The sequence below is a fragment of the Pseudobutyrivibrio xylanivorans genome (genome assembly GCF_008935055.1).
Taxonomy (GTDB): Bacteria; Bacillota; Clostridia; order Lachnospirales; family Lachnospiraceae; genus Pseudobutyrivibrio; species Pseudobutyrivibrio xylanivorans_A.
Genome location: NZ_CP043028.1, coordinates 1866476 through 1879913, shown reverse-complemented (window position 1 = coordinate 1879913; position 13438 = coordinate 1866476). Strand labels below are relative to the sequence as shown.

At 41.5% G+C, this 13438-nt stretch carries 12 protein-coding genes and 1 pseudogene; 12 read left to right on the top strand and 1 reads right to left on the bottom strand.

Annotated elements, in window-relative coordinates:
• Positions 1-12: 12 nt before the first annotated feature.
• The gene (locus FXF36_RS08580; protein ID WP_151623365.1) at positions 13-474 is read left to right on the top strand and encodes a LytTR family DNA-binding domain-containing protein; all 462 of its coding nucleotides are present in this window, start codon (positions 13-15) and stop codon (positions 472-474) included.
• The gene (locus FXF36_RS08575) at positions 471-1193 is read left to right on the top strand and encodes a LiaF transmembrane domain-containing protein (protein ID WP_151623364.1); all 723 of its coding nucleotides are present in this window, start codon (positions 471-473) and stop codon (positions 1191-1193) included. The genes FXF36_RS08580 and FXF36_RS08575 overlap by 4 nt, the downstream gene beginning before the upstream one ends.
• A gap of 36 nt (positions 1194-1229) precedes the next feature.
• Here FXF36_RS08575 and FXF36_RS08570 read toward each other — a convergent pair whose 3' ends face one another.
• Positions 1230-2000 (bottom strand): histidinol-phosphatase, encoded by a 771-nt coding sequence (locus FXF36_RS08570; protein ID WP_151623363.1) that lies wholly within the window; start codon positions 1998-2000, stop codon positions 1230-1232.
• Positions 2001-2150: 150 nt separating this feature from the next.
• Between FXF36_RS08570 and FXF36_RS08565 the strand changes: the two genes are divergently transcribed.
• From FXF36_RS08565 to FXF36_RS08520, 10 genes and pseudogenes are all read left to right on the top strand, one after another.
• Positions 2151-3599, top strand: coding sequence for an aminotransferase class I/II-fold pyridoxal phosphate-dependent enzyme (locus FXF36_RS08565; protein ID WP_151623362.1), 1449 nt, complete (start codon positions 2151-2153; stop codon positions 3597-3599).
• On the top strand, positions 3599-4483 hold the full coding sequence (gene speE / locus FXF36_RS08560) for a polyamine aminopropyltransferase (RefSeq protein ID WP_151623361.1): 885 nt from the start codon (positions 3599-3601) through the stop codon (positions 4481-4483). The genes FXF36_RS08565 and speE overlap by 1 nt, the downstream gene beginning before the upstream one ends.
• Positions 4484-4502: 19 nt before the next feature.
• Positions 4503-5762, top strand: coding sequence for a saccharopine dehydrogenase family protein (locus FXF36_RS08555; protein ID WP_151623360.1), 1260 nt, complete (start codon positions 4503-4505; stop codon positions 5760-5762).
• Between the two features lie 16 nt (positions 5763-5778).
• Positions 5779-6858: pseudogene (gene nspC, locus FXF36_RS08550) on the top strand (carboxynorspermidine decarboxylase); the annotation flags it as partial.
• A gap of 75 nt (positions 6859-6933) precedes the next feature.
• Complete coding sequence (aguA, locus tag FXF36_RS08545; RefSeq protein ID WP_151623358.1) at positions 6934-8055, top strand: agmatine deiminase; 1122 nt, start codon at positions 6934-6936, stop codon at positions 8053-8055.
• Positions 8037-8915: an N-carbamoylputrescine amidase gene (gene aguB / locus FXF36_RS08540; RefSeq protein WP_151623357.1), complete on the top strand. Its 879-nt coding sequence runs from the start codon at positions 8037-8039 to the stop codon at positions 8913-8915. Before aguA ends, aguB begins: the two co-directional genes overlap by 19 nt.
• A gap of 165 nt (positions 8916-9080) precedes the next feature.
• Positions 9081-9848: an SGNH/GDSL hydrolase family protein gene (locus FXF36_RS08535; protein WP_151623356.1), complete on the top strand. Its 768-nt coding sequence runs from the start codon at positions 9081-9083 to the stop codon at positions 9846-9848.
• Positions 9849-10026: 178 nt separating this feature from the next.
• Positions 10027-10767 carry an ABC transporter ATP-binding protein gene (locus FXF36_RS08530; protein WP_151623355.1) on the top strand — a complete coding sequence of 247 codons (741 nt, stop codon included), beginning with the start codon at positions 10027-10029 and terminating at the stop codon, positions 10765-10767.
• Complete coding sequence (locus FXF36_RS08525; RefSeq protein ID WP_151623354.1) at positions 10767-11690, top strand: SufB/SufD family protein; 924 nt, start codon at positions 10767-10769, stop codon at positions 11688-11690. Before FXF36_RS08530 ends, FXF36_RS08525 begins: the two co-directional genes overlap by 1 nt.
• A 250-nt stretch (positions 11691-11940) precedes the next feature.
• Entirely contained in the window at positions 11941-13401 is a 1461-nt protein-coding gene (locus tag FXF36_RS08520; protein WP_151623353.1) for a carbon starvation CstA family protein, read from the top strand.
• Positions 13402-13438 lie beyond the last annotated feature (37 nt).

The following is a 13438-nucleotide window of genomic DNA, read 5'->3' as shown; positions in this document are numbered from 1 at the left end:
GCGCCAATAGTTATGAAGATAAATATTGACGTAGATGATTCATTACAGCAGGACATGATAACCATTCACTGCCGAGAGATAACAGAGGAGATATTAGAGCTGCAGCGACTGTTGTCACAGAAGCAAATGGGGGCACAAAGAATATCAGCCTACATCGACGACACGGAGTACTACGTGGAAGTCAAATCAATAATATTTGTTGAGGCTGATGGGAACTACATATCAATCCACACTGGGAAATCCATCTACAGGATACGACAAAAACTTTATGAGCTGGAAGAATTGCTACCGCGAGAATTCTTGAGAGTGTCGAAATCAACTATCGTAAATACGGAACTGATTTCTTCTATTAAAAAGAATATCACAGGAGCAAGTGAGATTTCCTTTAGGAATTCAACAAAGAAAGCTTATGCATCAAGGAACTACATTAAAGCACTGATTGAGATTATGGATGAAAAGAGGATAAAGAGATGACAAAATCAAAAATTAAAAACATAGTTAGAGGTCTTGCAATTATCGTATTTGCGGTATGCCTTTTGTTAAGCAAAAATAATTCATTTAATGATTATCCAATGATAAAGATTGGAATGTGCGTAATTCTTGCACTGATTCTGGTTGAGCAGTTAATCGAGAAAAGCTGGGTTGGTGTTTTCTTCCCACTGGGTGTTGGAGCCTGTCTTTTCCAAAATGAGTTAGGTCTTGGAGGAATACATTTTGCAGTTATTATCTTGGCATTTGTACTTATAGGAGTTGGTTTTTCAATGATTTTTGGCAAAAAGCCTGCACATATTAACATTATTCATGATGGTGATGAGCACAAATTAGAAATAGGTGGAAATTCAGAGTATTGGGAAGAGGATGGTAATTTTGATTTAGACAACAGCCTTGGAAGCAAAACTCAGTATCTTACAATCAACAACATGAAGAAGGGCACGATTGATAACGCGCTTGGCCAGATGACAGTGTATTTCAACGGAACTACGGTTGATCCTGATGGTGCATTCCTTGATATAGATAATGGAATGGGAAGCCTTGCAATTTATTTCCCTAAGGAGTTTAGAGTATCCTTCAATTGCGATAACGGCATGGGTAAAATCAATATGCACGGTGAGGGCTCTCAGGACCTTAATCAGCCATTAATCAAGGCCGACGTTGATAACGGAATGGGACAGATTGATTTCTACTTTGAATAACTAAAAACAGGTAATCCAAAAAGAGCTAAGGCTGAATTAAACCGGTCTTAGCTCTATTATATTGTCGCCATATTCAATATGGTTCTTATTCAGGAAATCAACAAAGCCTGCCATATCCGCTGGCTGTATCATCTGATGAGGCATGTGGGCATCGCAGCCAATTACGAAGCGAGCGCCCATGTCTGAGGCAAGAGAGAAAAATCTGTCACAAGGATAATTTCGTCCCAGCTCAAAGCCCTGCATGTTAATTTCTAGTGGAACATCTAAATCGATGGATGCCTGAATCAAAGGTCTCATTTCCTTTTGGAAAACTTCATTTGGCCCCACAAAGTTGATTAGGTCGGGATGTGCCAAATAGGAAAATAATCCGGTTTGCATGCCCTTGATAGTTAAATCAACGTAGGCCTTCAGGTCGTCCACACTATCTGTCATCGCACCTGTATAGAAGCCATTGAATTCATCAGGTACAAAATGTTGTCCCTGAATGATGTAATCAATTGGAAACTGGCGAAGATGTTGAATAAGTGAATCAAAATATTTGTCAGTATATTCGACTTCATATCCGATAAAAAGCTTTATATCTTTCTTGTATTCATCCCTAAGTTTTACAAGAGTGCTGGTGTAATCCTCTACTTCCTCCATACGCATCCTGATATGAGAATAGTACTCTGCTGGATAAGGCTGTGGAGTGTGGTCTGAAAATCCAAGAATTTTGAAACCATTTTCAATGGCGCTTTCTATGTATTCACGTTCGGTACCAGAGGCGTGATTGCATCTGACGGTATGTGTATGATAATTTGCGAGCATTTTGTCCTCCGAAAATCCATAAAAATAAGTTAAATTTCCTCGTCAAAATAATAATCTTCTACCAAAGGAAAAACAAGTGTTGACACTGTAATATGGTGAAAAGTATACTCATTTTAATGGTCTTTTGAGAAGGGAATTTTTAGGTAAATAATGAAGATTTATGAACAAAGATCCGCTCCAATTTGTGAGGCCTTGGAGCGTTTTAAAAGAAAAAGAGTCGTGCCTTTCGATGTACCAGGTCACAAGCGTGGCAGGGGCAATCCTGAACTGGTGGATTTGTTGGGAAAACAGTGCGTTGGATTGGATGTTAATTCAATGAAACCGCTGGATAATTTGGGACATCCGGTTTCTGTTATCAGGGAAGCGGAGATGCTTACAGCGGATGCATTTGGTGCTGCGCATGCATTTTTGATGGTTAATGGAACTACAAGCTCGGTGCAGACTATGATTCTTTCGGTTTGCAAGGCTGGGGATAAGATCCTTATTCCAAGAAATGTCCACAAGAGTGTAATAAATGCAATGGTTCTTTGCGGTGCGGTTCCAATTTATGTTGATACAAAGGTTAATCCTAAAATTGGAATAGCACTTGGTGTGGAGGTTGAGGAAGTGCGACGAGTGATGGATGCAAATCCAGATGCAGTGGCCATTCTTATCAATAACCCAACCTATTATGGCGTGTGTTCTAATTTAAAAGAAATTGTTAAGCTTGCCCATGAGCGTGGAATGAAGGTGTTGGCTGATGAAGCACACGGAACTCACCTCTACTTTGGTGACCATCTTCCAATGTCTGGTATGGAGGCAGGTGCAGATATGGCAGCTGTTTCTATGCACAAATCTGGTGGAAGTCTGACTCAGAGTTCGATTCTTTTGTGCGGTGAAAATATGGATGCCGAGTATGTGCGTCAGATTATCAACCTTACACAGACTACCAGTGCATCTTATCTTTTGCTTTCAAGCCTGGATCTTTCCAGAAGGAATCTAGCCCTTCACGGCAGGGAGTCTTTTGAGAAAGTGGCAAAGATGGCTGAGTATGCGCGTAATGAAATCAATGAGATTGGTGGTTACTATGCTTACGGTAAAGAACTGATTGATGGCGACAGTGTCTATGATTTTGATGTGACTAAGCTTTCAATTTATACACAGGGTATTGGACTGACAGGTATAGAGGTCTACGATTTGCTTCGCGATGAGTACGACATTCAGATTGAGTTTGGTGATATAGGAAACATTCTTGCATATATTTCAATTGGTGACAGAATTCAGGAAATTGAGCGACTTGTTGGTGCGCTTGAAGATATCAAGCGTCTCTACGGCAAGGATACAAGCAACCTGTATTGTGGTGAGTTCATTCAGCCGGAAAATGTATTGACGCCACAGCAGGCATTTTATGCTGAAAAGGTTCAGCTTCCATTGAATGAGACTAATGGAAAAATCTGTGCGGAGCTTGTAATGTGCTATCCACCAGGAATTCCAATTTTGACACCAGGTGAGAGAATCACGGAAGAGATTATTGAATATATAAATTTTGCAAAGGAGAAGGGGTGCAGCTTGCAGGGAACAAAGGACCCTACGGTGGAGCTGATTAGTGTAATTAAGTAATGGATTTTTGGTTTTCACAGATGGAGACTGAGCATGTAAAGACTAGCATTCGCGTAAATAAGCAGCTTTACAGCGCCCAGAGCGAGTATCAGCGTATAGATGTTTTTGAAACTCAGGAGCTGGGAAAGATGATTGTGCTTGATGGTGAAATCATTTTCTCAGAGGCTGATGAGTTTATTTATAATGAGATGATTGTTCATGTGCCGATGGCGGTACATCCTGATGTAAAGAATGTACTTATCATTGGTGGAGGTGACGGAGGAGTTGCCAGAGCTCTCATTGAATATCCCGAGATTGAGCACATTGACGTGGTTGAGCAGGATGAGATGTTCCTTGAGATTAGCAAGAAATTTTTCCCAGAGACAGCAAAGGGCTTTGATGATGACAGAGTAGCTGTTACACATATGGACGGACTTAGATTCTTGCGTAGATGCAGGGATAAATACGATTTAATTATCAATGACACTACAGACCCATTTGGTTATGCGGAAGGTCTGTTTACAAAGGAATTCTACGGAAGCTGCTTCAGAGCTCTCAAGGAGGATGGAATTATGGTTTATCAGCATGGTAGTCCATTCTACGATGAGGATGAGGAAGCCTTCAGAGCAATGCATAGAAAGGCTTACAAGAGCTTCCCAATCAACAGGGTTTATCAGGCAAACATTCCAACCTGCCCATCAGGCTACTGGATGTTTGGCTTTGCTTCCAAAAAATATCATCCACTGAAGGATTTGGATGTTAAGCGTTGGAAGTCAAGGAATATTAAAACATGGTACTACACCACCAATCTTCACAAGGGCGCCTTTATGCTTCCAAAGTATGTAGAGGATTTGCTAGAGGAAGAGGAAAGAACAGCAAAGAAAGAGAATAAAGAAAATTTATAAGTAATAGGAGAAATTGAAAATGGCAAGATTATTAATTATTGGATGTGGCGGCGTTGCGCAGGTAGCAATCTCAAAGTGCTGCCAGAACAGTGATGTTTTTGAGGAGATTATGATTGCAAGTCGTACAGTATCAAAGTGCGAGGCAATGAAGGAAAAGCTCCAGGATAAGACCAAGACAGTTATTAAGACTGCTCAGATAGATGCAGATGATGTAGAGGCACTTACTAAGCTCATCAAGGATTATGCGCCTGATGCAGTACTTAATGTGGCACTTCCATATCAGGATTTAACTATTATGGATGCATGTCTTGCAGCAGGCGTTCATTATATCGATACAGCTAACTATGAGCCAGAGGATACAGATGATCCAGAGTGGAGAAAAATTTATGAGAAGAGATGCAAGGAGCTTGGCTTCTCAGCATACTTTGATTATAGCTGGCAGTGGGCTTATCAGGATAAGTTCAAGGATGCCGGTCTTACAGCCCTTCTTGGAACAGGATTTGATCCAGGTGTAACAAGCGTATTTGCTGCTTATGCTAAGAAGCATTATTTTGATGAGATTCATACAATCGATATTCTTGATTGCAATGGTGGTGATCATGGTTATCCATTTGCTACAAACTTTAATCCAGAGATTAACCTTCGTGAGGTTTCTGCTCCAGGTTCATACATGGAAAATGGCAAGTGGATTGAGATTCCAGCTATGAGCATTAAGAGAGAGTACAATTTTGATGGTGTTGGAATGAAGGATATGTATCTCCTTCACCACGAGGAAATTGAGGCACTTGGCCGCAACATGCCAGAGGTTAAGAGAATTCGTTTCTTCATGACATTTGGTCAGAGCTATCTTACACACATGAACTGCCTTGAGAACGTTGGTATGCTTTCTACAACACCAATCAACTTCAACGGTCAGGAAATCGTGCCTATTCAGTTCCTTAAGGCTCTTCTTCCAGATCCAGCATCACTTGGTCCAAGAACAGTAGGTAAGACAAACATCGGATGTATCTTTACAGGAATCAAAGATGGCAAGGAGCGTTCTATTTACATTTACAATGTATGCGACCACCAGGAGTGCTATAAGGAGGTTGGCTCACAGGCTATCTCTTATACAACAGGAGTGCCAGCAATGATTGGTTCAATGATGGTTGTTACTGGCCAGTGGCAGCAGCCAGGTGTATTCACAACAGATGAATTTGATCCAGATCCATATATGGAGGCTCTTAATAAGTGGGGCTTGCCATGGCAGGTAGTTGAGAACCCAGTTCTCGTAGATTAATTTTGTGAGGCAGAAGATGTTACTTTCGCAGGTGTCAACTCCATCTTATGTGATAGATGAGGGGAAGCTTATTGAAAATCTTGAAATATTGAAAAGAGTGCAGCAGGAGGCGGGTTGCAAGATATTGTTGGCACAGAAGGCCTTTTCAAACTTTTGTGTCTATCCATTGATTGGTCAGTATCTTGCAGGTACTACAGCCAGTGGAATCTTTGAGGCGCGACTTGGAAAAGAAGAGATGGGCAAAGAAAATCATGTCTTTGCACCAGCCTTTAAGGATAGTGACATGGATGAGTTGGTGAAGATATGCGACCATATTATCTTCAATTCCACAGCACAGCTTTTAAAATATAAAAAGAAATGCATTGATGCTGGTGTAGGCATAGGACTTAGACTTAATCCAGAGTGTTCCACACAGGGTGACCATGCAATCTATGACCCTTGCGCGCAAGGCTCAAGACTTGGTGTAACAAAGGCAAATCTTGAAAAGGCGCTGGAGGCAGAACCAACACTGTTGGATGGGGTGGAAGGACTTCATTTCCACACATTATGCGAGCAGAACTCTGATGATTTAGAGACTACATTAGCTGTCTTCGAGGAAAAGTTTGGAAGTTATCTACATCAGATGAAATGGCTCAACATGGGCGGTGGACATCATATCACAAGAGAAGATTATGATGTGGATAAACTGATTGAATTGGTCTGCCATATTCGTGAGACCTACAATGTTGAAGTTTATCTTGAACCTGGTGAGGCAATTGCCCTGAATGCAGGTTACCTTGTTACAGAGGTTATGGATGTTGTTGATAATGGAATCAAGACATTGATTCTTGATGCATCAGCAGCCTGCCATATGCCTGATGTTTTGGAGATGCCATACCGCCCACCACTCAAGGACTCTGGTGAATGGGGGGAGAAGCCATATGAGTATCGTCTTTCTTCCTACACCTGCCTTGCTGGAGATATTATAGGGGATTATTCCTTTGATAAGGAGATGGTTCCAGGGGATAGATTGATTTTTGAGGATATGGCAATTTATTCCATGGTAAAAAATAATACATTTAACGGCATACCTCTTCCTAGCATATATTTACAAAAGAAGGACGGGGAATGCCAATTGATAAAGGAATTTACCTACGAGGATTTTAAAAATAGATTATCGTAAATACGAATTATGAAACTAGAGAATACACCGTCTAAAGATAAATTTTATATGCCTGCAGAGTTTTCAACCCATGAAGGTACTGTGATGATTTGGCCTGTACGACCAGGCTCATGGCCTTATGAGGGGAAGGAAGCGAAGCAGGCATTTGCACAAATTGCCAGAGCTATTGCGGATAGCGAAAAGGTATGGATGCTTGCTGATGAAGAGCATATTTCAGAAGTGCAATCAGAGTTCAATACGGATGTAAATATCATCCCACTTCAGATAAATACGGATGATGCCTGGGCAAGAGATGTTGGACCGACCTGTGTTGTAAATGGCAGTGTGGTGAGAGGTATCGATTGGTGCTTTAATGCCTGGGGCGGAGATTTTGATGGACTTTATGCGCACTGGGATAATGATGATAAAGCTGCAAGGATAATTTGTGATGCCCTTAATATGGATGTGTATGACGCCCACCCATTTGTTCTTGAGGGAGGAAGTATTCATGCTGATGGCGAAGGGACTGTAATTGTTACAGAGAGCTGCCTTTTGAGTAAGGGGCGCAACCCTGATTTATCAAAGCAGGAAATTGAGGATAAGCTTAAAGAATATCTTGGGGCGAAGAAGGTTATCTGGCTTCCTAGTGGAATATATAATGACGAAACAAATGAGCATGTGGATAATATCTGTGCATTCGTTAAGCCTGCAGAAGTAGTGCTTGCATGGACAGATGACGAGAGCGACCCACAGTATGCTATGAGTAAAGCAAACCTTGATGTGCTGGAAAAGGAAACTGATGCAAAGGGACGCAATTTTATAGTTCATAAGCTCCCAATTCCAAAGGCTCCTGTATGCATCACAGCAGAAGAGCTTGAAGGATACGAGTTTGAAGAGGGTGAGGATGTCCGTGAGGTGGGCGAACGCCTGGCAGCAAGTTATGTGAATTTTTATATTTCAAACGGTGGCGTAATTGTGCCACAGTTTGGAGACGAAAATGACTGTGTGGCTGTTGAAATCCTGACAAAGCTTTTCCCAGAGCGCAAGATTTACCCAATATATGCAAGAGCAATAATAGTTGGTGGTGGGAATATCCACTGCATAACGCAACAGATACCAAAAGGAGAAGAGGTATGCGAAATGTTACAGTAGCAGCAATCCAAATGCAATGCACTACAGAAGTTCAAAAAAACATCGCAAAAGCAGACGAAATGCTTCGCAAGGCGGCTTCACAGGGCGCTCAAATTATCCTGCTTCCAGAACTTTTTGAGCGTCAGTATTTTTGTCAGGAGCGTCAATACGAATACTATGCTTTTGCGAAATCAGTTTATGAGAACGATGCAGTTCAACACTTCAAAAAGGTTGCAAAAGAGCTATCAGTAGTTATCCCTGTTAGCTTTTATGAGAAGGATGGAAACGTGCTTTTTAATAGTGTAGCAGTGATTGATGCTGATGGAGAGATTCTTGGAGTATATCGCAAGACTCATATACCAGATGATCATTTCTATCAGGAGAAATTCTATTTTACACCGGGCAATACAGGCTTTAAGGTATGGGATACAAAGTATGGCAAAATCGGCGTTGGAATTTGTTGGGATCAGTGGTTTCCAGAAACAGCCAGAACTATGGCAATTGAGGGAGCTGAGATTTTATTCTACCCTACAGCGATTGGCAGTGAGCCTATTATCGAGTGTGACAGTATGCCTCACTGGAGACGCGCAATGCAGGGGCATGCAGCAGCTAACCTTATGCCAGTAGTGGCGGCAAATCGTATTGGCTTTGAGGAGGTTAAACCATCGAAGGAAAATGGTGGGCAGGAGTCGGCTCTTAATTTCTACGGTTCATCCTTCATGACAGATGAAACAGGAGAGCTTAAAGAGTCAGCCTCAAGGGACAAGGAAGAGATATTAATTCATACCTACGATTTGGATGAGATAGCAATCAATAGATTAAGCTGGGGAATCTTTAGAGACAGACGTCCGGACTGCTATAGGATTATAGCTGAAAAATAGGTGTATTTTACTATTCAAGAACTTCTTCAAAAATATTTGCGCTAAGACACAGATTGAACACAATTAGGCTGTATAATGCAACAAGTTTGTAATAATTTACATAAAAGTTTATAGTATTATGTATGCAACTTATTACAGTGGATAGAGTTAAATTAGAAAGAAAATATGAAGAAGAGAATTTATAGTATTATTTCATTTGCCCTGTTGTTAGTATTGTGTGCAGGTCCTGTTTATAGAACCAAGGCTGAAGAGATTCAGGTACAGCAGATTCCAGTCACTGAGGATGTGATTGTTACAGATAATTTAAATGCTGCTGATACAACGGATGTAAATGCTGAGGCAGATGCTCAGGCAGTATTGGCGCAACAGGTTGCAGCGGTAACAGCCGAGCAGCAGAGTCGCCAGATTGTTTTTATTGGTGATTCACGAACAGTCGGAATGAAGGGAGCAGTTGGAAAGGACAATAATGTCTGGTCAGCAAAGGTTGGCATGGGGCTAACCTGGATGAAGAGTACCGGAGTTCCAGCAGTTGAGTCGGATATTAATGCAAATACAGATGTAGTTATTCTGATGGGTGTAAACGATGTTCGCAGCCTTTCCTATACTAAGAAATATATTTCGTATTTGAATGAAAAGGCAGCAGTGTGGACTGCACTTGGAGCCAATGTATATTATGTTTCTGTTAATCCAATGGTTTTTGAGACAAGCTCATATCCAGGAATCACAAATGAGCTTATTGAAAATTGGAATGCTCGTATGCAGCAGGGGCTAAGCTCTGATATCAGCTATATCGATACATATTCACAGGTGCTCGGTCAGCTGTCATCCAAGGATGGAATCCATTACAATAACAAGAGTTATAAGCTGATTTATTCGCTGATTAATCAGGGAATAATCAACGATAAGGTTTTAAAAGAGTATTATTCGATTTAAAAATATGGGTCTAGTGAGAATGATTATCACTAGGCCCTTTGTTTTTAAATTAATTCACTTATTTCAAGTGTTTCGTGGTATTATAATAGGGCACTTGAGAATTGACCTAAAGATTGTAGGGTAATTGCCTCTGGCAGGGCATTATCCGTTGATACACATATAATAGAGGAGTACTAAAATGTTAGAAATCAAAAACCTTACTTACAGGGTTGATGACGAGGGTGATACCAAAAAGGAAATCATCGACGGCCTCGACCTAACAGTAGAAGATGGCAAGTTCATTGTCATTACAGGCCCAAATGGTGGTGGTAAGTCTACACTTGCAAAGCTTATCATGGGTGTTAATCAGCTTACATCAGGACAGATTATTCTTGACGGTGTTGATATCTCAGAGAAAAATATCACTGAACGAGCAAAAATGGGAATCAGCTTTGCTTTCCAGGCACCAGTTCATTTCAAGGGAATTCGAGTAATCGATTTACTTAGACTTGCAGCTGGAGAGCAGATTTCCGTTGCAGCAGCCTGCGAGTACCTTTCAAAGGTTGGCCTTTGTGCAAAGGATTATGTGGAGCGTGAGGTAAACGCATCACTTTCAGGTGGAGAGCTTAAGCGTATCGAAATCGCTACAGTTCTTGCTCGTGGCACAAAGCTTTCTATCTTTGATGAGCCAGAGGCTGGTATCGATCTTTGGAGCTTCCAGAACCTTATCAAGGTTTTTGAAAATATGAGAAAGACAGTTAACGGTACCATTATTGTTATCTCCCATCAGGAGCGTATTCTTAACATCGCTGACGAGATTGTTGTTATCGAAAACGGCAAGGTTAAGAAGCAGGGACCTAAGGATGAAATCCTTCCAGAGCTTCTTGGTACAGATTCCGCAGCAAGCATTGCCTGCGAGAAGTTAGGAGGTGACCAGTAATGGCTCTTGATGCAATTCAGAAGAATATATTACACGAGGTTGCTGACTTAGATAGCATTCCACAGGGCGCTTACAATATTCGTGCCAACGGAACTAGCGCTGGTCGCAATACTACAGCAAACATCGACATTGTTTCAAAGGAAGATAAGCCAGGTATTGATATAATCGTTAAGGCTGGCACAAAGGGCGAAAGCGTTCATATCCCAGTTGTTCTTTCAGAGAGCGGCCTTAAGGATATGGTTTACAATGATTTTTATATTGGCGAAGACGCAGATGTTACTATCGTAGCTGGTTGTGGTATTCACAACTGCGGAGATCAGGATTCTCAGCACGATGGTATTCATACATTCCACGTTGGAAAGAATGCCAGAGTTAAATATGTTGAAAAGCACTACGGCGAGGGCGACGGTAAGGGCGCTCGTATCCTTAATCCTGTTACAGAGGTTTACCAGGAGGAAGGCAGCTACGTAGAGATGGAGATGGTGCAGATTAAGGGAGTTGATTCTACAGTCCGCACAAATCTTGCTGAGCTTAAGAAGGGTGCTACTCTTCTTATTCATGAGGCTCTTATGACTCATGGTTCACAGACAGCTACTTCAGATTATAAGGTAGCTCTTAACGGTGAAGGCTCTAGCGCAGACGTTGTTTCACGTTCTGTTGCAAAGGATGATTCAGAGCAGATTTTTGAGGTTTCAATCGAAGGTAACACAGCTTGTAACGGACATGCAGCCTGCGATGCTATCATCATGGGCAATGCACACGTTGTAGCTATTCCAAAGCTTGACGCTAAAAATGTAGATGCTGCTCTTATTCACGAGGCAGCCATCGGAAAGATTGCTGGAGATCAGCTTATCAAGCTTATGTCTCTTGGACTCACAGAGGAAGAAGCTGAGGAGCAGATTGTAGCAGGATTCTTAAGATAGGCTTCTCCTTGAGGGCGAGAGAGGTCCAGTGGACCTCTGCCCCGAGCCGACCGGAGCGGCAGCGGAGAAGAAGCTGTCACCGAAGGTGACAGATGAGGTGTATATGTGGCTTCCCTTTGCGGGGAAGCCTTTTTTATGTCTTTTTTGTGAAATTTTTCCCACCATTATTGTACTGTCTATTTACGAGAACTATAATCAGCCTTAGAGAGGGTCCGTTGGGACATGTTAAAGAATGGGGGTGAATTATTGTATGATTAGCTTTCTAGTTTGTTTAGCAGTACTCATTGGTGGCTATTTTGTTTATGGCAGAATTGTGGAAGGGGTTTATGGTCCAGACGACAGAGAAACTCCTGCGGTGCGAATCAATGATGGAGTTGATTTCGTAGTAATGCCAAAATGGAAGTTGTTCCTTATTCAGCTTTTAAATATAGCTGGACTTGGACCAATTTACGGTGCATTGGCAGGCGCACAGTGGGGCACCTCAGTGTTCCTTTGGATTACTCTTGGTACCATCCTTGCGGGTGGCGTTCATGACTTTTCAGTAGGATTTATGAGTATGCGTCACGATGGTGCGAGTGTATCAGAGCTTACTGGAATGTATCTTGGAAATATTATGAAGACTATCATGCGTATTTTCAGCGTAGTTCTTCTTGTAATGGTAGGTACAGTATTTGCAGTAGGACCAGCAGGTCTTATTTCGCTTTTGATTGGCAATCAGGGTGGCTCAGGTCTTTTAACTAATACATATTTCTGGCTTGCAATTATATTGCTATATTACTTCATAGCAACATTTATTCCAATCGATAAGATTATTGGAAAGCTTTATCCAATATTTGGTATTTGCCTGATAGTCATGGCTGTTGGTGTTGCAATTGGTATCTTTACTCACGGCTATACTATTCCAGAAATTGAATTCGCAAATCTTCATCCATCAACTACACCTATCTGGCCAATGATGTTTGTATCAGTTGCCTGTGGTGCTATTTCAGGCTTTCACGCCACACAGTCACCTTTGATGGCTCGTTGCTGTAGCACAGAAAAGGAAAGCCACATGGTATTTTATGGTGCTATGGTAAGTGAAGGTGTCATCGCACTTATATGGGCAGCAGCTGGTTCAGCTGTTTATGCGAGAACTGGTGGATTGACTGTAGGATTAACAGAGATGCTTGCAAATGGTCAGGCAACCTGCGTATATGATATATGTACAAAGACAATGGGCGGTGTTGGCATCGTGCTTGCAATGCTTGGAGTTATAGCTTGTCCAATCACTTCAGGTGATACAGCATTCCGTTCTGCAAGACTTGTTATTGCAGACTGGTTCAAGATTGAGCAGAAGCATTATCTCAAGAGATTATATATTTGTGTACCTCTTTTAGTAGCAGGCGCATTAATTAGTCAGTTAAATTATGGTGTAATCTGGAGATACTTCAGCTGGTCGAACCAGACACTTGCTATGATAGCTCTTTGGACAGCTTCAATGTATCTGTTCCAAAATGAGAAGAAATACATTATTACATTGGTGCCAGCCGTATTTATGTCAGCTGTTTCTGTAACCTATTTCTTCTGCGCACCAGAGTGCTTACACTTATCAACGACAATTGCTTACCCAGTTGGAATAATTGCAGCATTTGTATTCCTGGGATTATTTATTCATGCAACAGCAAAGCATCATAGTCCCTCTAAAAACTTTCATTTGATGCATCATGCATAAGGAACAGGAAGTGGATTTTTCTACTGAAAAAGAGTCT

What these genes read in the sequence shown, in the direction of transcription:
- FXF36_RS08530 (WP_151623355.1), top strand. Translation starts at nt 10,027, where the DNA reads ATGTTAGAAATCAAAAACCTTACTTACAGGGTTGATGACGAGGGTGAT.
- speE (WP_151623361.1), top strand. Translation starts at nt 3,599, where the DNA reads ATGGATTTTTGGTTTTCACAGATGGAGACTGAGCATGTAAAGACTAGC.
- FXF36_RS08520 (WP_151623353.1), top strand. Translation starts at nt 11,941, where the DNA reads ATGATTAGCTTTCTAGTTTGTTTAGCAGTACTCATTGGTGGCTATTTT.
- FXF36_RS08535 (WP_151623356.1), top strand. Translation starts at nt 9,081, where the DNA reads ATGAAGAAGAGAATTTATAGTATTATTTCATTTGCCCTGTTGTTAGTA.
- FXF36_RS08575 (WP_151623364.1), top strand. Translation starts at nt 471, where the DNA reads ATGACAAAATCAAAAATTAAAAACATAGTTAGAGGTCTTGCAATTATC.
- aguA (WP_151623358.1), top strand. Translation starts at nt 6,934, where the DNA reads ATGAAACTAGAGAATACACCGTCTAAAGATAAATTTTATATGCCTGCA.
- aguB (WP_151623357.1), top strand. Translation starts at nt 8,037, where the DNA reads ATGCGAAATGTTACAGTAGCAGCAATCCAAATGCAATGCACTACAGAA.
- FXF36_RS08570 (WP_151623363.1), bottom strand. Translation starts at nt 2,000, where the DNA reads ATGCTCGCAAATTATCATACACATACCGTCAGATGCAATCACGCCTCT.
- FXF36_RS08555 (WP_151623360.1), top strand. Translation starts at nt 4,503, where the DNA reads ATGGCAAGATTATTAATTATTGGATGTGGCGGCGTTGCGCAGGTAGCA.
- FXF36_RS08565 (WP_151623362.1), top strand. Translation starts at nt 2,151, where the DNA reads ATGAAGATTTATGAACAAAGATCCGCTCCAATTTGTGAGGCCTTGGAG.
- FXF36_RS08525 (WP_151623354.1), top strand. Translation starts at nt 10,767, where the DNA reads ATGGCTCTTGATGCAATTCAGAAGAATATATTACACGAGGTTGCTGAC.
- FXF36_RS08580 (WP_151623365.1), top strand. Translation starts at nt 13, where the DNA reads ATGAAGATAAATATTGACGTAGATGATTCATTACAGCAGGACATGATA.